At 60.3% G+C, this 17,809-nt stretch carries 24 protein-coding genes and 1 tRNA gene; 13 read left to right on the top strand and 12 right to left on the bottom strand.

Features of this window, described 5'->3' with window-relative positions; translation table 11 throughout:
- Positions 1-219: 219 nt before the first annotated feature.
- Complete coding sequence (locus QM701_RS03540) at positions 220-1,011, bottom strand: hypothetical protein (RefSeq protein ID WP_415165715.1); 792 nt, start codon at positions 1,009-1,011, stop codon at positions 220-222.
- Between the two features lie 629 nt (positions 1,012-1,640).
- Between QM701_RS03540 and QM701_RS03545 the strand changes: the two genes are divergently transcribed.
- From QM701_RS03545 to QM701_RS03575, 7 genes are all read left to right on the top strand, one after another.
- Entirely contained in the window at positions 1,641-1,940 is a 300-nt protein-coding gene (locus QM701_RS03545) for a hypothetical protein (RefSeq protein ID WP_415165716.1), read from the top strand.
- Between the two features lie 14 nt (positions 1,941-1,954).
- Positions 1,955-2,326, top strand: coding sequence for a hypothetical protein (locus QM701_RS03550; RefSeq protein WP_415165717.1), 372 nt, complete (start codon positions 1,955-1,957; stop codon positions 2,324-2,326).
- Positions 2,323-2,664: a hypothetical protein gene (locus tag QM701_RS03555; RefSeq protein ID WP_415165718.1), complete on the top strand. Its 342-nt coding sequence runs from the start codon at positions 2,323-2,325 to the stop codon at positions 2,662-2,664. Before QM701_RS03550 ends, QM701_RS03555 begins: the two co-directional genes overlap by 4 nt.
- Complete coding sequence (locus tag QM701_RS03560; protein WP_415165719.1) at positions 2,661-2,981, top strand: hypothetical protein; 321 nt, start codon at positions 2,661-2,663, stop codon at positions 2,979-2,981. Before QM701_RS03555 ends, QM701_RS03560 begins: the two co-directional genes overlap by 4 nt.
- A 164-nt stretch (positions 2,982-3,145) precedes the next feature.
- The gene (locus QM701_RS03565) at positions 3,146-3,484 is read left to right on the top strand and encodes a helix-turn-helix transcriptional regulator (RefSeq protein WP_415165720.1); all 339 of its coding nucleotides are present in this window, start codon (positions 3,146-3,148) and stop codon (positions 3,482-3,484) included.
- Positions 3,485-3,660: 176 nt separating this feature from the next.
- Entirely contained in the window at positions 3,661-3,966 is a 306-nt protein-coding gene (locus QM701_RS03570) for an excisionase (protein WP_415165721.1), read from the top strand.
- A gap of 199 nt (positions 3,967-4,165) precedes the next feature.
- A complete protein-coding gene (locus QM701_RS03575) occupies positions 4,166-4,429 on the top strand; it encodes a YHYH domain-containing protein (RefSeq protein ID WP_415169338.1) in 264 nt (87 codons plus the stop codon).
- 250 nt (positions 4,430-4,679) lie between these two features.
- On the opposite strand, the gene QM701_RS03580 is transcribed toward QM701_RS03575, so the two are convergent.
- The 9 genes from QM701_RS03580 to QM701_RS03620 all read right to left on the bottom strand — a co-directional run bounded on the left by QM701_RS03580 (position 4,680) and on the right by QM701_RS03620 (position 10,554).
- Complete coding sequence (locus QM701_RS03580) at positions 4,680-4,880, bottom strand: hypothetical protein (RefSeq protein WP_415165722.1); 201 nt, start codon at positions 4,878-4,880, stop codon at positions 4,680-4,682.
- Positions 4,877-5,164: a hypothetical protein gene (locus tag QM701_RS03585; protein ID WP_415165723.1), complete on the bottom strand. Its 288-nt coding sequence runs from the start codon at positions 5,162-5,164 to the stop codon at positions 4,877-4,879. The genes QM701_RS03580 and QM701_RS03585 overlap by 4 nt, the downstream gene beginning before the upstream one ends.
- 1 nt (position 5,165) lies before the next feature.
- Positions 5,166-6,098: a DnaB-like helicase C-terminal domain-containing protein gene (locus QM701_RS03590; protein ID WP_415165724.1), complete on the bottom strand. Its 933-nt coding sequence runs from the start codon at positions 6,096-6,098 to the stop codon at positions 5,166-5,168.
- A complete protein-coding gene (locus QM701_RS03595) occupies positions 6,089-6,508 on the bottom strand; it encodes a hypothetical protein (protein WP_415165725.1) in 420 nt (139 codons plus the stop codon). Before QM701_RS03595 ends, QM701_RS03590 begins: the two co-directional genes overlap by 10 nt.
- Positions 6,505-7,320: a helix-turn-helix domain-containing protein gene (locus QM701_RS03600; RefSeq protein WP_415165726.1), complete on the bottom strand. Its 816-nt coding sequence runs from the start codon at positions 7,318-7,320 to the stop codon at positions 6,505-6,507. Before QM701_RS03600 ends, QM701_RS03595 begins: the two co-directional genes overlap by 4 nt.
- A gap of 272 nt (positions 7,321-7,592) precedes the next feature.
- Positions 7,593-7,802, bottom strand: coding sequence for a helix-turn-helix transcriptional regulator (locus tag QM701_RS03605; RefSeq protein ID WP_415165727.1), 210 nt, complete (start codon positions 7,800-7,802; stop codon positions 7,593-7,595).
- A gap of 103 nt (positions 7,803-7,905) precedes the next feature.
- A complete protein-coding gene (locus QM701_RS03610) occupies positions 7,906-8,958 on the bottom strand; it encodes a hypothetical protein (RefSeq protein ID WP_415165728.1) in 1,053 nt (350 codons plus the stop codon).
- A 108-nt stretch (positions 8,959-9,066) separates the two neighbouring features.
- The gene (locus tag QM701_RS03615) at positions 9,067-10,281 is read right to left on the bottom strand and encodes a tyrosine-type recombinase/integrase (RefSeq protein WP_415165729.1); all 1,215 of its coding nucleotides are present in this window, start codon (positions 10,279-10,281) and stop codon (positions 9,067-9,069) included.
- A gap of 198 nt (positions 10,282-10,479) precedes the next feature.
- Positions 10,480-10,554, bottom strand: a tRNA-Val gene (locus QM701_RS03620).
- 251 nt (positions 10,555-10,805) lie between these two features.
- Between QM701_RS03620 and QM701_RS03625 the strand changes: the two genes are divergently transcribed.
- The 3 genes from QM701_RS03625 (at position 10,806) to gltX (ending at position 13,223) form a co-directional block, all read left to right on the top strand.
- Positions 10,806-11,150 (top strand): hypothetical protein, encoded by a 345-nt coding sequence (locus tag QM701_RS03625; protein WP_415165730.1) that lies wholly within the window; start codon positions 10,806-10,808, stop codon positions 11,148-11,150.
- 21 nt (positions 11,151-11,171) lie between these two features.
- Positions 11,172-11,720, top strand: coding sequence for a YMGG-like glycine zipper-containing protein (locus QM701_RS03630; protein WP_415165731.1), 549 nt, complete (start codon positions 11,172-11,174; stop codon positions 11,718-11,720).
- Positions 11,721-11,834: 114 nt separating this feature from the next.
- Positions 11,835-13,223: a glutamate--tRNA ligase gene (gene gltX, locus QM701_RS03635; RefSeq protein WP_415165732.1), complete on the top strand. Its 1,389-nt coding sequence runs from the start codon at positions 11,835-11,837 to the stop codon at positions 13,221-13,223.
- Positions 13,224-13,290: 67 nt separating this feature from the next.
- Here gltX and QM701_RS03640 read toward each other — a convergent pair whose 3' ends face one another.
- Together QM701_RS03640 and mnmD are read right to left on the bottom strand one after the other, a co-directional pair.
- Positions 13,291-14,493, bottom strand: a complete 1,203-nt coding sequence (locus QM701_RS03640) for a PLP-dependent aminotransferase family protein (protein ID WP_415165733.1) — start codon at positions 14,491-14,493, stop codon at positions 13,291-13,293.
- 135 nt (positions 14,494-14,628) lie between these two features.
- Positions 14,629-15,330, bottom strand: a complete 702-nt coding sequence (gene mnmD, locus QM701_RS03645) for a tRNA (5-methylaminomethyl-2-thiouridine)(34)-methyltransferase MnmD (RefSeq protein ID WP_415165734.1) — start codon at positions 15,328-15,330, stop codon at positions 14,629-14,631.
- A gap of 183 nt (positions 15,331-15,513) precedes the next feature.
- Between mnmD and QM701_RS03650 the strand changes: the two genes are divergently transcribed.
- The 3 genes from QM701_RS03650 to QM701_RS03660 are packed head-to-tail and all read left to right on the top strand — an operon-like array spanning position 15,514 to position 17,777.
- Positions 15,514-16,281 (top strand): basic amino acid ABC transporter substrate-binding protein, encoded by a 768-nt coding sequence (locus tag QM701_RS03650; protein WP_415165735.1) that lies wholly within the window; start codon positions 15,514-15,516, stop codon positions 16,279-16,281.
- Between the two features lie 19 nt (positions 16,282-16,300).
- Positions 16,301-17,068 (top strand): amino acid ABC transporter permease, encoded by a 768-nt coding sequence (locus tag QM701_RS03655; RefSeq protein WP_415165736.1) that lies wholly within the window; start codon positions 16,301-16,303, stop codon positions 17,066-17,068.
- The gene (locus QM701_RS03660) at positions 17,055-17,777 is read left to right on the top strand and encodes an amino acid ABC transporter ATP-binding protein (protein ID WP_415169339.1); all 723 of its coding nucleotides are present in this window, start codon (positions 17,055-17,057) and stop codon (positions 17,775-17,777) included. The genes QM701_RS03655 and QM701_RS03660 overlap by 14 nt, the downstream gene beginning before the upstream one ends.
- The last annotated feature ends 32 nt before the right edge of the window (positions 17,778-17,809 follow it).

Below are 17,809 nucleotides of genomic sequence, written 5' to 3' on the forward strand. Positions count from 1 at the left end.
GAATATTTCTATCCTTCGGTTCGGATTAGTATTCGTCATAATTTTACAAATATATAAAATCTATGTGTAGAGGTGATCTCAACTCAGAATGCTACGATTCTTTCTTCATCTGCCCCATTGAGAAATGGCAGGGGTATCTCCGCATAAAGCATAGGCTCGTAGACCATAAAAGATGTTTTCCAAAATACAAAAAAATCATTGCCAGCTAACAACTTTAAGCTATCTGTACAACTCCCATACGCACTCGTCACTCTCAACGCTATTTTTACAAGCTCTATCCATATCCGCGTATATTTTCATCAACCTTGCTTTGCTGATTCCAAAGCTCTTAGCAGTCTTCGTGTTTTCAGCTTCCTGATAGTAGGGGTCATCCTCGTTGAGCCCGTATTCAGTCAATTCATCTTGAGAAAGCCACCGAATTCTTTCGGGAGGAATACGGATCATCAGATCATAAAGTCGACTGGGAACATTCACGCTATCGAGATATGCCTTCGCCGCTTTTTCAATCTTGGCATACTTGCTTTTCTGCCTGGCCGGATCTGTAGTTTCATCTTGTGAGTCGTAAGGCCGATGAATACCTATTTTCCCGACTGAGTACCGTGTTACGCCTCCAGCCAGAATAAATACGCAGGAACTGGCACAAATAGCGTCCTGATGGACAACCACCCTGCCCTCACTGGCATGCACTAGCCCTCCGATTAGAAGCGCCGTGACGAAACTTCCGCCCCTTGAATTCAGTTCGGTGACGAAGGCTGGAAAGCCGCTCGCTGTTCTTACAAGAATCTTTCCCTGGGATGCATCTTGCTCAACCTGTTGTAGCGCCTGCCTAAATGATTGCAGGTCTAGTGGTTGAATCATCCCAAATATCGTGATGGTTGCCGGGCTGTGAACGCCGGCACGATAAACCGGGCTTCGATAACTGACGTCGGCCAGCACATTAATGCTGATCAGTGCGACAGCGAAGAAACCGAGGATCGTTTTTCGAATATCCAAAACCGCAGAAAATGTCATATAGATGACCGATGGTCTTCTGTTCGAAAATTCGTGCAATGCATTGTTGCGCTGCTCCTCGATTCTCCTCCATCCTCGGTTTATACCGGTAGAAATTTTTGTTCCGAGCCCTCTTCGGCTGACGAGTTACTCAGAGACCTTTAGAACTGTGTGGTCGATCTCGAACCCCTCCCGTACAACTTGGCCGCAACAGGGGCAGATTTCTTTTCCCCTCATCCGCATAACTGCTGACAAAACGGTACCAGCCTTGATGCCAACACGACGCGCGGCCTCGCTGGCGCCTATTCCTTCGCTTTCCATGAGCGATAAAGCTTGCTGGGTTTTGCTGAGTGGTGCCATAGAACCTCCAATGCTGGTGCTGTTAATTATAGCACAAATTACTATTGACACCAAATGTAGCAGTTTATACTATAAGCCCATCGCAGCACGAAACGCTCTTTATCCAATCCGAAAGAATCAAGCGCGAGCATCGGCAACTGGCCGGATCGACGGGAACCTAGGCCCTGACGTCGCACAGTGCGCTTGATCGGCAACCAGGCGGCCGGGACAGCCTGGAAATAGCGAAGCCCGGCGGTGCTTGCAACACCAACCGGGCCTCTCATCACCTAATCAGACCTGGAGTCCAAATCATGGCGACTGCCCAAATTGTATCAATCTCCACGCAAAAGCGTACTCACGTCATCAACCGCTATCTCGCACTATCGCAGCAAATGGCGAAGCTCAAGACCGAAATGGAAATCATCAAGGTCGAGGCCATCGAACTGCTCGGCGAGGGACAACACGAGACCACATCGGCGCGCGTGACGATCAACAGGGTGACGCGCTGCAGCCTGGATGCAGCCAAGGTCAAGACCTTTCTGACGGAAACGCAAATCGCCGAGTGCAACAAATCGACCTGCTATCTGGATGTGCGTGTCAAGGCACTTTGAGAGGAGAGAACATCATGGCAAAAGCCACTACCCGAGCAGCACAGAGCAAAAGCCCCCGTGCGGAAGCGCAAAACCAGGACAGCCAAAAGCTGCTCCTCGACGTTGAAAATTCGGTATTGATTGCGGATTCCGATATGAAAGCTGTGCTCGCAATTCTCAATGCGGCCGAGATTCTTTGCGCACTCGAACGGTCGCCCGAGCACCAAGACACACATCCAAGCCATGACATCAAGACCGGTGGCGGATATGCCCACGGCCGGCGGTTGTGGAATGACACGCTACCGGATCTCCTTAAGCATGCTCATGGATTGGCAAACATGGCCATTGATGAATACGGCGTGGTCAATGAAAAACTGGTCGAGGCTTTGAAAGGCGGTGCAGCATGAGCGCCGCGAAAATCATCAATACGCTGTGGCCCGATGTCGTCAAGTATTTGACCGACGAGCAGCTTGAGCAACTGAGCTATTCAGACCTGCATGGAACCCTGGGAAACACGGCCGAAGTCATGATGGGCATTGGGTGCCTAGTCGCCGAGGATGGAGCCCACAAGATCCCGTCCGGTAACTTCCAGGATTCGGAATCGGTTGCAAAGCTCTTGTGGTTCTTCTCCGATCTGGTCGAAACAGCCGCGGTAGTATCGCGCGTATCCGGTGACGCAAAAACGATGCTGAGCACGCGCCTGGCGGAGCGTTCCACCAAGCAACGCAAGGAGACGAAAGCATGAGCGCGACTACTGATACCGGATCACAAGAGTATTTCAGTTTCGCCGCGGCTTGGGACACCTTGGCTAGGTCCGCAGAGCAGAACGACGAGAAGGCATTCAGCGCTGCGGCGTCACTCCTCGATATGCGACCTACAACAGTTCTCCGCGGACTGGCATTCATGATGCAGCAAGTGGCCATGATTCCTGAGGACGACGTTCCCTCCAGCGAAATCAAAGACGCGATGCAATCAGTGGCGGAGGTCGTATCCCTCATCGCCGTGATACTTGAGCATCAAAACCAAGATGTGGCGTACAGCATAATTTCCACTACGAAATAACAACAGCCCAACTTTGCAACCCGCCCGTGTGGCGGGTTTTTTTCCCCTTCCGATAGTGGGGTTTCGAATTTCTAAGCGTACATGGTCCACGTGCTTTGACCGGCTACCCTGTCCAGCCTGCAAGGTGAAGCATGTGCTAAAGATGCAGTGAGGAACGAAAACTGATGGAACACATCATCGTAGCTCCGATTTGTCTCGATCTGGCCGCGGCGGCCGGCGTGCTCTCTTTGTCTGAATCCACGTTCCAGGCGCTGACGCGAGATGATCCGACATTCCCAAAGGCCAGAAGGCTTTCTGTCCGACGAGTAGGTTGGCTATATGGAGAACTGATCGCCTGGGCCGAGACTCGCCCTGTTTCCGACATCTTGCCGCCAAAGAACACCGGGTCCAAGAAGCCACGCGCCAAATTGTCACCGACTAGTGCAGATGACGCATCGCGCATATCCAGTGACGCAAAAACGATGCTGTATCTGCGTCAGGAGGAACGTTTGGCGAAACAGTAAGCACGGGAAGCGAAGTCGCCACGCTAGCGCCCCGAGTGCAGTACTGCAGTCCTCTTCAAGAGTCCCAGCCTTCACGCTGGGGTTTTCTCATCTGCTCGAACTGCCGTACAGTCGAACTCGAGATTTTTGAATGACACCGTTCGACGCGCACCTCTCGTCGTGAAAGAGATCGAGAAATGGCACCAAGGCTGATACCTCTGGAAGTCTGGGCAATCGAAATCTACGGAGACAAGGCGCCGTGCCTCAACACCCTCCGGCGTTGGGCGAGGGAAGGCTTCATTACGCCGCCGGCGGAAAAGCACGGCCGAACGTACTTTGTGCTCCCGGATGCCAAATACACGCCCAGGAAGAAGGTGAAGATCGATATTCCGGCGGAACGGGTCCATGGGCCGCGAGAGCCGCCGGAAAGCGCGACGGTCCTCTTGAAACGAATGATTGAAGAAGCTAGTAAGCGCAGGAAACGGGCAGCGAGGAACGATTGAATACGTGCGGCCTAGCTGCGATTACCTTCCCGGTGCGTCGGTTGGTGATTGAGTCGGTATCTGGTCGCCGCCGTAGATCACGTGTGTTCAGGTTCGCCCTCTTGATTTGCGTCGTCCGCACTGCTTAACTGGGCCATGTATCACAGGTCAGGGAGAAAACAAGATGAAGAGTCATCGATCGATGGCCGCTATTTTCCTGATGGTACTGTGCCCTGGATTTGCCGTAGCCCATGGCGGCGGGCTGAACGCTGACGGCTGCCATTTCAACCGAAAAACCGGGGATTACCATTGCCACAGGGCTCCTGCCAGCGCACCGAATAGGCCTCAACAATCACCCCAGCAGCCGGCTCAGAAAGGGGCATCAAGTACGCCCCTCTATAACCAGGTCGATAACACCTGCTACACCGGTCCAAGAGGTGGCAGATACCGTATCGTCAATGGAAAGAAGCGGTACGGTTGCTGAATCTCTTTCTGCACCAAGCCCGAACATAGCTGGCGGCGATCCATCGCTAAAATCGGCGTGGCGAGAAACGTATTCTCACGAGGATTGGAATCGGATGGTCTTCTGATTTTCACGCTCGACGGTTGGCCGACGGGATCAGCGCCAAAGCTGATACGTTGGTATCCAAACACAGGTATCCAAAGTAGTATCCACGGAAATCAATGTTTCCGAGGGCATCTGTCTCCGTGGTTTTTCCTTTCCAGATGCTTCGTCATGGCACCGTCGTTTCAGAATCCGCGCAGAGAACCGTATGCCGCAATTCCCAGAACAGGGTCAGTTGCCCGGCCAAATCAACGATGCAGTGGTGTCTTGCCGCGTTCGTGACGGCTTCCTCGAGGCTCACACCGGGCGCGAGAAAGTTGAACGGCGGTACTTCGTTGAGGTGGGCCGATTTGTGGGGAAGGCCTGTCATCGGTTTTCTCCGACAGCATGGCGTATCGCTTCCGCCTCCGCGGCAAAGAAATCGGCCCACAGCCGGTACCGCTCCTCGTGATCATCGATTGCCGCCAGAACCTCGACACCGGTCGCAAGGATGACTTTCACGCCCACCCGCAACCGATCGGGACCAGGCTCAAGATCCGTGCGCAGCATGGCCTTGAAGTCGGCTATCTCCGCTTGGGTCCATTGCCCGATGGCGATGCGATGGCCGGCCCAGATTTCGAAGTCGTCTCGGAATTTCTTGGTCACGGTTGCCATGTCAGAACTCCACGGTATCTTCGTCGCTGATCAGATTCATGGCCTTCGGCTGCTCGTCAGGGCGCTGCAGGAACGTCTGGCTGCGCCGATCGAACCACAGGCGGATGCGCCCTTCCCATTCGCCGTGCCGGTGCTTGCAGACGATCAGCAAGGCGTCTTCCTCGTCGTCCTTGTCGTGCCGGTTGTCGTCCTGCGCCAGTTCCTTGCCGCGGTTGCGCCAGACGCTGAAGACGTTGTCGGCCAGATCGGTAATCGATGCCGAGCCGCGCACGTCGAACTTGCCGGGTGGGGTCAATTCATCCTTGCCCTTGCGGCTGTGGGCGAGCAGATGAACCGCCTGCCCGGTGTCGTGAGCGTGTGTTGCCAGGCTGAGCACGAACTGCTTCTGCTGGTCGTAGCCGTCCTCGGGAATGCCGCAACTCAGCAGATTGTCGACGGCCAGGTGCGTGACGCCGAGCTTGTCGTGGCAGTACCGGCCGACCGCCAGAATCCGCTCCGGGCTGACTTGGCCTTGCTGGTCGTACAGCCACAGCCGGCCATTGGTCCAGTGGTGCAGGTCCTCGATGTCCCCCCGAGACGGCGCATTGCAGCCGAAGGCCTGCCGGCACAGCCGTTTCATAGTCGCGGCCGGCTTCATTTCCATGCTGGCGATGCAGACCTTCTCGCCCTGGGCCATCAGGTGCAGCGCCACCTGGCCGATCAGCATGGATTTGCCGTGGCCCGACATACCCGGCCAGATCGTCAGTTCGCCGCGCCGGAGACGGATGACGCTGTGCGTGGTCGACCAGGGCAGCGTCGCGCCAGAGAGGTGCGCAGGCTGCTCGAATGCCACCAGAACGTCGGCCAGCCAATCACTGGCCGGCCGTACCGACGCGCTTTCGTCCGGGCCGTTCAGGTAGGCGTCGAAGTCGATGGCATCGTCGATCACGCGCATACGGTCTCCGCATCCTGTTGCAAGCCCAGGCCGGCGTATTGCCGGCGTTCGTTGGCGCCCATGTACCGCAGCAGGCCACGAGGACATGCCTTGACGCCTTCGACGATCAAATTCCGCCCGTCCTGGCGGTCGGCCAACCACAAGGCAAGGCTGGCGGTCGGCAAGGCCTTGAGCGCTTCGAGAACGCGACGCACGACCGATTTGTCGGTGTCGGTGTTGGCGACCACCAGCACCGGCAGGTCGACGAGGAATGTCCAGTCGTAGGCCCGCGAAGGATTGGCGACGATGACGGGATTCACTTCGCGCAGCGGACCGATCAGCGAGACGAGAACCAGGTCAGCGGGACGTTTCCCGACCCGCCGCAAGTCCGCGATTTCACGCCCGCCGTAGGGAAGCGTCTTCGGGTTCATGTCGGTACCCAGCCCATCGTCTCGGTGAAGCGTTCCTGGATACCGCCTCGGGTCCGTGTCGCGCCTGGAGGAATAGCTGCTGGTGCGCCAATGGTGACGGCTGGGCCTGACGCACCGCGGGCTCGTCCAGTCGCCTGCGCTTCAGCCTTCAGGGCAAACAGCCCCTGCCAGCCGTTGGCGATCGACTGTTCGACGACCGCCGCTTGATCCGCTCCAAATCCGGCCAGCTGGCGCTGGGCGGCCAGCACCGACGCTGGCTTGATAGCTTTGCGGATTTCCTTGCGATAGGCCAACCAACGATTCCAGGCATCCAGGTCGAGGCCTGCCGGGACTTCGTCTTCCAAACGAAAAAGAGAGCCCGTTTCCACACACGCGTCTCTCTCTTCAGAATGGTCTCTCTCTTCCTTGCGTGTAGCGTATTCCGCAACACGCTGCGTGTTGCGTAATGCGCAACGGGGTCCCCTAGCGGATTCCGTAACCGTTACGTGTTGCGCAACCGTTGCGGATTCCGTAACGGTTGCGGGTTGCGCTACGGTTTCCGGGATAACGATGATGTATTTCGTGGCTTTGGAGTAACCGCCTTTACCATCTTTGCGCAGCCATCCGAGACGTTCGAGTTCTGATGTCGCGGTACTGATCACCGAGGGATGCAACCCGCAACGCTCAGAAAGCGCATCACGGCCTGGATTGACCTCCCACGTATCGGCGCCGTCACGGAAAGAGCACAGGGCCCCCAGCACGACAAGCTGACGATACGTCAGGCGCCGATCGGCCAGCGCCTCGATCGGAAGCATCGCGAACCGCGGGGTCACCACGCGCCTCCGAATGGAAAGGAGATTGCCCCACGCCGCTCCCATGTAGCCTGGCGGCAGTGATCGAGGATCAACTGCACGGAGCGCAAGTCAAAGTCGTGAAGGTAGGCGAAACAGCGCTCGTTCCTGCCCCAGGTGACAATGGGCGCCTCAAGGGCAATCGACACGCGCCACGGGCCGCGGATGTTCTCGAACCGAACCGGCGCATGGAACTGCATCCGAGGACACCGCCCGGCGTCGCCGCGAATCTGATGGCGGGCCATAACGGAAGCTCAGCAGGCTTCGGCGATCAGTTTGCGGATGTCCTCGACGCGCCACACGGTCGTTCTGGCGCCCAGTTTGATCGGCTTCGGATATTTTCCGGACTTCACGCCATACCAAAAGCTTGCCCGGCATACAGGGATGATCGGCGGAATGCCACGCTTGGCGTCACCGATGATTTGCGACAGGCGCAGGAAACCAGTCTCCGGAAGTTGGTTCATTTACATCCGTCCTTGTTCAGATTAAGACGGACGTATCCTCCGTTCTCCGATAGCGACATTGACCGCATGCGGAATCAGAAAAACCGCATGCGGCATGCCTCTATTATTTCATGCGGGATTCAAGGGCATCGGGGATTCTTGCCAGTACCCGCCGCACGGTGTCGTCGGATACGGCCGCCCCAATTTCCTCCGTCAGCTTGGCTATCTGGCTGGCGGCCCCGCGCTCTTGTAGCTTGATCGAGGAGTACTCACAAAGTGCCGCGATGATGGTCAGCAGGGAATAGCGCTCGCTGGCTGCAATCGGCTTCTCTGTTCCATTCGGTGCCCCATTCACCGACTGTTCAAATTCGCGCAAGGCTTTGGTGCGAACCACGATCACAGCATCTTCCGGCAGTCCCCATGCGGGGTAATAGTTATTTTCCGTGGGCCGTGTTCTTTGCTTTTCGAGAAACTCTTTCCGTTTTTCCTTGTGCCGATTCAACAACGATTCAGCCTCGGCACCCTTGATGTTGTTATCCGCGATGTGCTGTTCCAATCTCTCCAGTTGGGCGCTTGAACCAGATTGGTACTCGTTTTCGTCGAAATGCTCCTGAAGCTGGCATACTCGCCCATCGCTCCCTTCCACAAAAGCACCATCCAAACCTTGAAGGGTCAGGCCCGGGCCACCCGTCAAATTCTGGTAATAGTGCTCGATGTCCAGTTGTTCATTGCCGATCATCGGCAAGTCCCACACTCCCCGCAGTGTCGTAACAGTTTTGTCCAGCGTCAGGAACCGCTCGCCGTCGATATTCAGGCTGAGCATCATCGGACAGTAGTTCTTGTGCTCATTTACAGGATATTCATTGTAGAGAGCTGCCAGTTTGGTAGGACATGGGCGACACTCATTCGTAATAAGTTGTTCGCCCCACTTCATTATTTTCCCCCCTGGTAAATCATCCGAATCTGGAAACAGCCACCAATCCGTTTCTTCCCAAGGAATGACCTTGCCGCATCGCGCCTTCGCGTGATTCACAAAATAGACCGAAAGGCGTAAATGTCCATCAAGCCCTAGGCGCAACACGTCGGCTTCTGTTACGTCCTCGCCGAATACGATTGAAAGATGCTGGGCAGCATCAGCCACCGTCAGCCATTCTTTCAGGTTGAATAGCTTTCCCATGTTGCCTCCCTTTCTCGCTGCCCTTGATTGAATGCCACGTCAACCGGGCAAGGGAATCCCGGTTTTCACCCTCGGGGATCAGCCTCGAGCTAGGCCGTAGCAAACTCGTTACGCTGCGCTTCCGTGCAGCGGTATCACTTCGGCTCCTGATTTCAGCTTGTCCAAGTAGTCGGCCCAAAGCTGCATCATGGCGCGGCGCTCCTTGAGGAACTTCGTGCGGTTGTAGGCCGCACCCAAGGCATCCGGGACCTTGTGTGCCAATTGGTGCTCAATCACTTCGGGCGCAAAGCCAAGTTCCTCATGCAGTAGCGTCCTCGCCATCGCTCGAAATCCGTGCGGTGTGATTTCCTTCTGCGTCGAGAAGCCCATTCGGCGCAAGGCAGCGCCCAATGCTGCCTCGCTCATCGCACGCTTGTTGGTACGTCCGCCGGGGAAAACGAAACGCCCAGCCCCGGTGAGCGGGAACAGCTCGCGCAGGATGGTGACAGCTTGCGACGACAGAGGCACAAGATGTTCCGTCTTGGTCTTGCTCGTGGTGAATCGCCATTCCATGCGTTCCAGATCGATGTCGACCCACTGCGCTTGCCGTAACTCGCCAGGTCGAACAAACACCAAGGGAGCCAGACGCAACGCGCTGGCAACCACCTGTGTCCCCTTGAAAGCATCGATCGCCCGCATCAGCGCGCCGACTTCCCGCGGATCGGTCAACGCGGCAAAGTGTTTATCGGGCAGATTCGTCAAGGCGCCACGCAGATCGGCAGTCGGATCTCGCTCACAGCGACCGGTCTGCACGGCATAGCGGAAAATCTGCCCACACGAGACTTTGGCGCGCAGGGCGGTGTCAGTCGTACGTGCCTCGATCCGGCGCAACACGGTCAGCAGTTCGGGCGGGGTAATTTCGGCGATAGGGCGATTGCCGATCCAGGGAAACAAATCGCGCTCAAGCCGGCGAATGGTGCGCGTAGCGTTGGATTCGGCTAGCGTCGCCGAGTGCTTGGCGAACCACTCCCGGGCGATGGTCTCGAAACTGTTGGCCGTACGCTCGCTGCTGGCCTGTTTCTCAGCCTTTTTCGCTTCTCCGGGATCTGTTCCATTCGCCAGTAGTTTGCGCGCTTCGTCACGCCGTTCGCGCGCGTCCTTGAGGCTGACGTCAGGATATACCCCCAGGGAAAGCAGCTTCTCCTTACCCCCAAACCGATATTTCTGGCGCCACCATTTCGAACCGGTCGGACTGATCAGCAGGTACAAGCCTTTCTCATCCGCCAGCTTGTAGGGCTTTTCGGCTGGCTTGGCCTTGCGGATTGCGGTATCGGTCAGCGGCATGCTGGAGCTCCGTATGAGTGTCCTCCAGCCTGTTTGGGGGTATCAATTCGCCAGGAAATTGACGTTACCCCCAGATATACCCCCGAGCAGGTCCGGATTTACGTAGATCATTCTGGACAAACCCGGACAAAAAATCAAAGAAAAACCCGCACTTGGGCGGGTTTTCTGGACTTGCTTGGACTGCTTTGGATGTGTTCCTGGTGGGCGGTACTGGGATCGAACCAGTGACCCCTGCCGTGTGAAGGCAGTGCTCTACCGCTGAGCTAACCGCCCGATAGAGGGGCCGCATTACACCATAACCCGACGGACAGGTCAAATATCGGTGCGTATTTTTTTGTGTATCGTGGCGGCCCGTTTCTGTGAATGACGTTCACGATGTGGAAACAAATCCTTACAAATCGCGACGTTCCGAAATCGCTTCCATTTCCGATTGAGCGGAAAATAAGCATCGGCTATTTTTCGGTTGCCGTTTGAGCAAACCCTGCGCTCATCAGCGACCGTCTGAAAACGGCAAGGGGATTGTGATGAGAAAACAGTTGATCGCTACCATCGCGCTGGTGCTGCTCAGCCTGATTGCAGTCGGCGATGCTTCCGCCGACAGGGGCGGGTGGCATGGCCGCACGAGCGTGGGCATCGTCGTCGGGCCGCCCTATTGGAGCCCGTGGTATTACCCGCCGCCTTACTATTACCCGCCGTACTACCCGCCGGTCGTCATCGAACGCCAGGCGCCGCCGGTTTATATCGAGCAATCGCCGCCGGTGGAGACCAAGACGGCCGGGTATTGGTACTACTGCCAATCGCCGGGCGGATATTATCCGGAGGTGCGCGAATGCCCCGGTGGCTGGGTGAAGGTGCCGCCGCGTCCTTAGCCTGATTTAGCGAGAGAAGCCATGAAACCATTGCATGCAACCATCGGGCTGGCCGCCGTCCTGGTCTTGGGCGGGTGCGCCACCATTCCCACGGGGCCGAGCACGATGGCCCTGCCGGGCACGGGGAAGACCTTTGAACAGTTCCGTTTCGACGACGGCGAATGCCAGCGTTATGCCTTTCAGCAGATCGGCGGCATGACCGCTGAAAAGGCCGCAGAAGAATCCGCGATGCGCAGCGCGGTCGTCGGCACCGCCGTCGGCGCGGTTGCCGGCGCGGCGATCGGCGGCAGGAGCGGCGCCGGGGTCGGAGCCGGCACGGGCCTGCTCTTCGGCTCCGTGGCGGGGACGGATGCGAGCCAGCGTTCGGCCTACGGCGGCCAGCGGCGCTACGACAATGCCTACATCCAGTGCATGTACGCTCGCGGCCACAAGGTGCCGGTGTCGGCCGAGATGGCCCGGTCGCTGCAGCAGCAGGCGCCCTCCTCCTACTCGCCGCCGCCCGCCGTCGACAGCAGGACCGTTCCGCAACCGCCGCAGGGCAACCCGCCGCCTCCGCCGCCGGGTTATTGACCTGCTTCATTCCGCTGCGCAGCGGACCTCGGGATACGCGCCGGACGGGCGCGACGGCGCGTGCCCGATTGAACATCCTTTACAATACGGCCTTTCGCTTTTCGGCCACAGATCATGATCCGCACCCGCTTCGCTCCTTCCCCGACCGGTTTCCTGCACATCGGAGGCGCGCGCACCGCGCTGTTTTCGTGGGCGTTCGCGCGCCATCACGGCGGCCGGTTCATCCTGCGCATCGAGGACACCGACGTGGCGCGTTCGACGCCGGCGGCAGTCCAGGCGATTCTCGACGGCATGGAGTGGCTGGGACTGGCGCATGACGAAGGGCCGTTCTACCAGATGCAGCGCATGGACCGCTACAAGGCGGTGCTCCGACAGATGCTCGCCGACGGCCACGCCTATCCCTGCTATACGACGCAGGAGGAACTCGACCGGATGCGCGAGGAGCAGCGCGCGCAGGGCCTGAAGCCGCGCTATGACGGCACGTGGCGCCCCGAGCCGGGCAAGACCCTGCCGACGCCGCCCGTCGGCGTGCAGCCGGTGATCCGCTTCCGGAATCCGACCGACGGCGTCGTCGCCTGGGACGACCTCGTGAAAGGCCGCATCGAGATCGCCAACGCCGAACTCGACGACCTGATCATCGCCCGCCAGGACGGCACGCCGACGTACAACTTCTGCGTCGTGGTGGACGACTGGGACATGAAGATCACCCACGTCATCCGCGGCGACGACCACGTCAACAACACGCCGCGCCAGATCAACATCCTCCAGGCGCTAGGCGCCGAGGTGCCGCTGTACGCGCATCTGTCGATGATCCTCGGCGACGACGGGCAGAAGCTTTCCAAGCGCCACGGCGCGGTGAGCGTGATGCAGTACCACGAGGACGGCTACCTGCCGGAGGCCGTGCTCAACTACCTCGCCCGCCTCGGCTGGTCGCACGGCGACGACGAGGTGTTCTCGATGGAGCAGTTCTGCGCGTGGTTCGATCTCGACCACATCACGCCGTCGGCGGCGCAGTTCAACACCGAGAAGCTGAACTGGCTCAACGCCCACTACATCAAGCAGGCCGACAACGCCCGCCTGGCCGCCTTGGTCAGGCCCCGGCTGGAGGCGCGCGGCGTCGCGGTCACCGACGCGCCGTCGCTGGAGGCGATCATCGGCCTGTACAAGGAACGCATCGCCAACCTGAACGAACTGGCCGACGCCGCCGAGGTGTTCTACATCGAGTTGACGCCAAACGCCGAGCTGCTGGCGCAGCATCTGGCGCCGGAAGCGAAGCCCGCGCTGGCCGACTTCATCGCGGGCATCGAGAACGTGGCCTGGGAAGCGCCGGCCATCAATGCCCTGATCAAGAGCTGCATCGGCGCGCATGGCCTGAAGATGCCCAAGCTGGCGATGCCGCTGCGCGTGCTGCTCACCGGTCAGGCGCAGACGCCGTCGGTCGATGCCGTCGTCGCGCTGTTCCCGCGCGAACGGGTGCTCAAGCGGCTGGCCGCCGCCGGCTGATCTTCCGGTTCAAAACAAAAAGCCGGAACGCCTCGCGGGCGTTCCGGCTTTTTTTGTGCGGTCCGGCTCAGCGGCTCGCGCGGATCAGCTCGGCCAAGCGCTTGACGCCTTCCTCGATGCGCGGCGGCGGCACGGTGACGAAGGCCAGGCGCAGCGACTCGATCGAAGGCCTTTCGGCGAAGAACGGCATGCCGGGGACGAAGGCGACCTTGTTTTCCACCGCCTTGGCCAGTAGGACCGCGGCGTCCATGCCCTTGGGCAGTTCGGCCCACAGGAACATGCCGCCCTTCGGGCTGTTCCAGCGCACGCCCTCGGGCATGTGCCGCGACAGCGCGCCGAGCATGGCCTGGCACTGGTCGCTGTAGAGCTTGCGGATGGTCGGGATGTGCGAATCCAGGAAGCCGTCCTTGATCACTTCGTACGCCGCCATCTGCGACAGCGTCGAGGTGTGCAGGTCGGTGGCCTGCTTGGCCTGCACCAGCTTGGCGCGCAGCGCCTGGGGAGCGATCACGTAGCCCAGGCGGATGCCGGGGGCGAGGACCTTGGAGAACGAGCCCATGTAGACGGTGCGCTCCGGCGCCAGCGAACGGATCGTGCGCGGCGTGTCGCCGGCGTACGACAGTTCGCCGTAGGGATCGTCTTCGAGGATCAGCAGGTCGAGCTCGCGCGCCTTCTCGGCGAGGCGGTAGCGGCGCGCCTCGGCCAGCAGACGTCCGGTCGGGTTCTGGAAGTTCGGCAGGCAGTACAGGAATTTCGCGCCGCGCAGCGAACCGCCCATCGTCTCGGGCAGCAGGCCGTCCTCGTCCGAGGGGATCGACACGAACTTCGGTTCGAACAGCGAGAAGGCCTGCAAGGCGCCGAGGTAGGTCGGCGTTTCGACGAGCACCGTGTCGCCCGGATCGATCAGCACCTTGGCCAGCAGGTCGAGGCCCTGCTGCGAACCGGACACCATCAGCACCTGGTCGGGATGCACCGGCGCTTCCGGCGTGCTGTTGCGCGCGGCGATCCATTCGCGCAGCGGGGCGAAGCCTTCGGTCGTGCTGTACTGCAGCGCCTCGCGGCCGGCGCCGGTCAGCACGCGCTCCATGGCGGCCAGCGTTTCCTTGACCGGGAAGGTCTCCGGCGCCGGCAGGCCGCCGGCGAACGAAATGACTTCGGGGCGCTCCGTGACCTTGAGGATTTCCCGGATGGCCGAGCTCTGGATGGCGCGCGCCCGTCCTGAAAAGAGGGTTTCGAAATCCGGGGACGCAGGAGCCGTGTCGCTTTTCATTACGGTATTCGTTTTCATGGAGTCGATCGCTGGTATTGGTCTGGCCCGAACTCCCTTGATTTCCGGGGCCGGGATGGCGAAGAAGGCAGTTTACGCCTTTGTTCCCCCGTTCGCAAAAAAGGCGTCGCCGCCGCCTCAGGCCCGGCGGCCGGCCAGCATCTGCCTTTTTCCGGCAAAGCCCGGACGTTTTTCCACGGCGAAGCCCGCCTCGCCCAACGCCCGCCGCACGCCGCCGGCCACCGACCACGTCGCCAGCGTGGCGCCCGGTTTCGCCAACCGCGCGAGTTCCCGGCAGAGGGCGAGCGACCACAGATCGGGATTCCTGGCCGGGGAAAAGCCGTCGAGGTAAAAGGCGTCCACCGCGGCGTCCAGCCCAGGCAAGGCGTCCACGGCGTCGGCGAAGACGAGCCGGAGGTCGACACCGCCGCCGTCCAGCGCGATCCGGTGCTCGCCGGCGACCGGCGTCGGCCAGCGGGCGCGCAGCAAGGCCGACAGTTCGGCGAATTCCGGCCAGGCGGCATGGGCGATCGCCAGGTCGGCGGCGGCGAACGGGTGCTTTTCGAGCGAGATGAAGCACAGCGTCCGGCAGCGTTGCGGATCGTCGCGCCAGGCCAGCCAGGTCGCCAGGAAATTCACCCCCAGGCCGAAGCCGGTTTCCAGGAGGGTGAACGCCTCGCGGTCCCGCCAGCGCGCCGGCAAGCCGTTGCCGGCCAGGAACACGTGCCGCGCCTGCGCGTGCCCGCCGGCGGCCGAGTGATAGACGTCCCCGTAGAACTCCGAAACGGGCGTGCCGTCCGGCGCGAGCGTCAGGCGGGCGGAGACGAGCGGGGCTGGCATGGCGGAATCAGTGTGCGGGAAGCGAAGCGGACCGGCGACTGTAGCAAACAACGGCGGCGCACGCATCGTCCGCGGAAAAATTGCCGGGAAAACAAGGCACGTTTCCGCATACAATTAGCGCCGCCACAGCCTCTTCATCGCACTGTCCGCCGGACGGTGTTCTTTTTTTCAGGAAGGAAAAACATGAAACTGCTCACCAAGATACTGCTGCCGTTCGGACTGGCCGTGCTTTTCGCCGGCGGCGTCGGCGCCCAGCAGAAGGAACTCGTGGTCGGATCGAGCGCGACCTATCGTCCTTTCGCCTACGAAAATCCGGCCAAGGAGATCGTCGGCTACGACATCGACATCATCAAGGCCGTCGCCCAGAAGGCGGGCCTGCAGATCAAGATCGTCAACACGCCATGGACCGGCATCTTCGCCGCCCTGAACAACGGCGACGTGGACCTGGTCATCTCCGGCGTCACCATCAACGAGAAGCGCAAGCAGTCGTACGACTTCACCGCCCCGTACTTCGAGGCCCGCCAGCTGATCGGCGTGCATAAGGACAGCCAAGTCAAGGGGCTGAAGGACCTGGCCGGCAAGAAGATCGGCGTGGTCACCGGCAGCACCGGCGACGACATCGCCTCGCGCGAATTCGGCAAGACCAGCCCGGACATCAAGCGCTTCGAGAGCACGCCCGTGGCCATTTCCGAGCTGGCCAACAGCGGCGTCGATGCGGTCATCGGCGACAACGGCGTGATCGCCTACCGCGTGCAGGAGCACAAGCAGCTCAAGACGGTGAGCGATCCGAACTTCCCGAAGGAATATTTCGGCATCGTCGTCAAGCAGGGCAACAAGGCTCTGCTCGACAAGCTGAACGCCGGCCTGGCCGCGATCAAGGCCGACGGCACCTACGCCAGCATCTACAAGACCTGGTTCCAGGCCGAAGCTCCCGCGCTGCCGGCGCAATAAGCGGAGGCCGGTCTGATCCATGGAACCAACGCTCTGGTTCGGATGGTTCCGCGCCGACATCATCGCCGAATACGGGGTGATGTTCTGGCGCGGGCTGCAGATGACCATCCTCGTCACCGTCGTATGCATCGTGCAGGGCACGGCGCTCGGGCTGGCCATCGGGCTCGCGCGCCTGGCGGACGCGCGCCATGCCCCGGCACGGCAGATTTGCCGCTATTTGCTGCGTTGGCCATCCACCGTCTACGTGAGCTTTTTCCGGGGCACCCCGCTGTTCGTGCAGATCCTGCTCATCCATTTCGCCGTGCTGCCGGTGTTCGTCAATCCGGCCGACGGCCTGCTGATCGCTGGCGAAACGGCGCGCAGCCTGAAGCAGAACTACGGCGCCTTCATTTCCGGCGTCATGGCCCTGACGCTGAACGCCGGCGCCTACATCTCGGAGATCTTCCGGGCCGGCATCCAGTCGATCGACCGCGGGCAGATCGAAGCCTCGCGTTCGCTCGGCCTGTCGTTCGCCCGGACCATGTATCACATCGTCCTGCCGCAGGCCTTCCGCCGCATGCTGCCGCCGCTCGGCAACAACGCCATCGCGCTGCTCAAGGATTCGTCGCTGATCTCGGCGATCGGCCTGGCCGAGCTGGCCTACACCGCGCGCACGGTGGCGGGCGCCTATTCCCGCTACTGGGAACCCTATCTCTCGATTTCATTCATGTACTGGATACTGACGCTGGGTCTCGCCTGGGCGGTCAAGAAACTGGAGGCTCGCTATGGACGAGGTGATACGCGTTGAGGGTCTGACCAAGCATTTCGGGCCGCTGCAGGTGCTGCGCGGCATCGACTGCTCGGTCAAGGCCTCCGAGGTCGTCTGCGTGATCGGCCCGTCGGGGTCGGGCAAGAGCACCTTCCTGCGCTGCCTGAACGGCCTGGAGGACGCCTCGGGCGGGCGCGTGCTGGTGCACGGCGTCTCGGTGCACGACCACCATACGGACATCGACGCCCTGCGTTCGGAAATCGGCATGGTTTTCCAGCGCTTTAACCTGTTTCCGCACAAGACGGTGCTGGAGAACATCACCCTGGCGCCGACCAAGGTGCGCGGCGTCTCGGAAGAGGAAGCCAGGACGCGGGCGCGCGACCTGCTGATCAAGGTCGGGCTGCTGGACAAGATTGACGCCTATCCCAACCAGCTGTCCGGCGGGCAGCAGCAGCGGGTGGCCATCGCCCGCGCGCTGGCCATGCAGCCGGCCATCATGCTGTTCGACGAGCCGACCTCCGCGCTCGACCCCGAAATGGTCGGCGAAGTGCTGAGCGTGATGCAGACGCTGGCCGAGGAAGGCATGACCATGATGGTGGTCTCGCACGAAATGGGCTTTGCCCGGCGCGTCGCGCACCGCGTGCTGTTCATGGACGAGGGCGTGCTGGTCGAGGAAGGCACGCCGGAAGAGGTCTTCGACAACCCGCGCGAGGAACGCACGCGGCGTTTCCTGAGCAGCATCCTGTAAACGGCGCCGGGCCGGACTGATCTAGAATGGCT

This window comes from Propionivibrio sp. (assembly GCF_047602565.1).
GTDB lineage: Bacteria > Pseudomonadota > Gammaproteobacteria > Burkholderiales > Rhodocyclaceae > Propionivibrio.

Bases quoted from the DNA above. Each gene is read 5' to 3' on its own strand.
- QM701_RS03540 (WP_415165715.1), bottom strand. From the start codon at position 1,011: ATGACATTTTCTGCGGTTTTGGATATTCGAAAAACGATCCTCGGTTTC.
- QM701_RS03545 (WP_415165716.1), top strand. From the start codon at position 1,641: ATGGCGACTGCCCAAATTGTATCAATCTCCACGCAAAAGCGTACTCAC.
- QM701_RS03550 (WP_415165717.1), top strand. From the start codon at position 1,955: ATGGCAAAAGCCACTACCCGAGCAGCACAGAGCAAAAGCCCCCGTGCG.
- QM701_RS03555 (WP_415165718.1), top strand. From the start codon at position 2,323: ATGAGCGCCGCGAAAATCATCAATACGCTGTGGCCCGATGTCGTCAAG.
- QM701_RS03560 (WP_415165719.1), top strand. From the start codon at position 2,661: ATGAGCGCGACTACTGATACCGGATCACAAGAGTATTTCAGTTTCGCC.
- QM701_RS03565 (WP_415165720.1), top strand. From the start codon at position 3,146: ATGGAACACATCATCGTAGCTCCGATTTGTCTCGATCTGGCCGCGGCG.
- QM701_RS03570 (WP_415165721.1), top strand. From the start codon at position 3,661: ATGGCACCAAGGCTGATACCTCTGGAAGTCTGGGCAATCGAAATCTAC.
- QM701_RS03575 (WP_415169338.1), top strand. From the start codon at position 4,166: ATGGTACTGTGCCCTGGATTTGCCGTAGCCCATGGCGGCGGGCTGAAC.
- QM701_RS03580 (WP_415165722.1), bottom strand. From the start codon at position 4,880: ATGACAGGCCTTCCCCACAAATCGGCCCACCTCAACGAAGTACCGCCG.
- QM701_RS03585 (WP_415165723.1), bottom strand. From the start codon at position 5,164: ATGGCAACCGTGACCAAGAAATTCCGAGACGACTTCGAAATCTGGGCC.
- QM701_RS03590 (WP_415165724.1), bottom strand. From the start codon at position 6,098: ATGCGCGTGATCGACGATGCCATCGACTTCGACGCCTACCTGAACGGC.
- QM701_RS03595 (WP_415165725.1), bottom strand. From the start codon at position 6,508: ATGAACCCGAAGACGCTTCCCTACGGCGGGCGTGAAATCGCGGACTTG.
- QM701_RS03605 (WP_415165727.1), bottom strand. From the start codon at position 7,802: ATGAACCAACTTCCGGAGACTGGTTTCCTGCGCCTGTCGCAAATCATC.
- QM701_RS03610 (WP_415165728.1), bottom strand. From the start codon at position 8,958: ATGGGAAAGCTATTCAACCTGAAAGAATGGCTGACGGTGGCTGATGCT.
- QM701_RS03615 (WP_415165729.1), bottom strand. From the start codon at position 10,281: ATGCCGCTGACCGATACCGCAATCCGCAAGGCCAAGCCAGCCGAAAAG.
- QM701_RS03625 (WP_415165730.1), top strand. From the start codon at position 10,806: ATGAGAAAACAGTTGATCGCTACCATCGCGCTGGTGCTGCTCAGCCTG.
- QM701_RS03630 (WP_415165731.1), top strand. From the start codon at position 11,172: ATGAAACCATTGCATGCAACCATCGGGCTGGCCGCCGTCCTGGTCTTG.
- gltX (WP_415165732.1), top strand. From the start codon at position 11,835: ATGATCCGCACCCGCTTCGCTCCTTCCCCGACCGGTTTCCTGCACATC.
- QM701_RS03640 (WP_415165733.1), bottom strand. From the start codon at position 14,493: ATGAAAAGCGACACGGCTCCTGCGTCCCCGGATTTCGAAACCCTCTTT.
- mnmD (WP_415165734.1), bottom strand. From the start codon at position 15,330: ATGCCAGCCCCGCTCGTCTCCGCCCGCCTGACGCTCGCGCCGGACGGC.
- QM701_RS03650 (WP_415165735.1), top strand. From the start codon at position 15,514: ATGAAACTGCTCACCAAGATACTGCTGCCGTTCGGACTGGCCGTGCTT.
- QM701_RS03655 (WP_415165736.1), top strand. From the start codon at position 16,301: ATGGAACCAACGCTCTGGTTCGGATGGTTCCGCGCCGACATCATCGCC.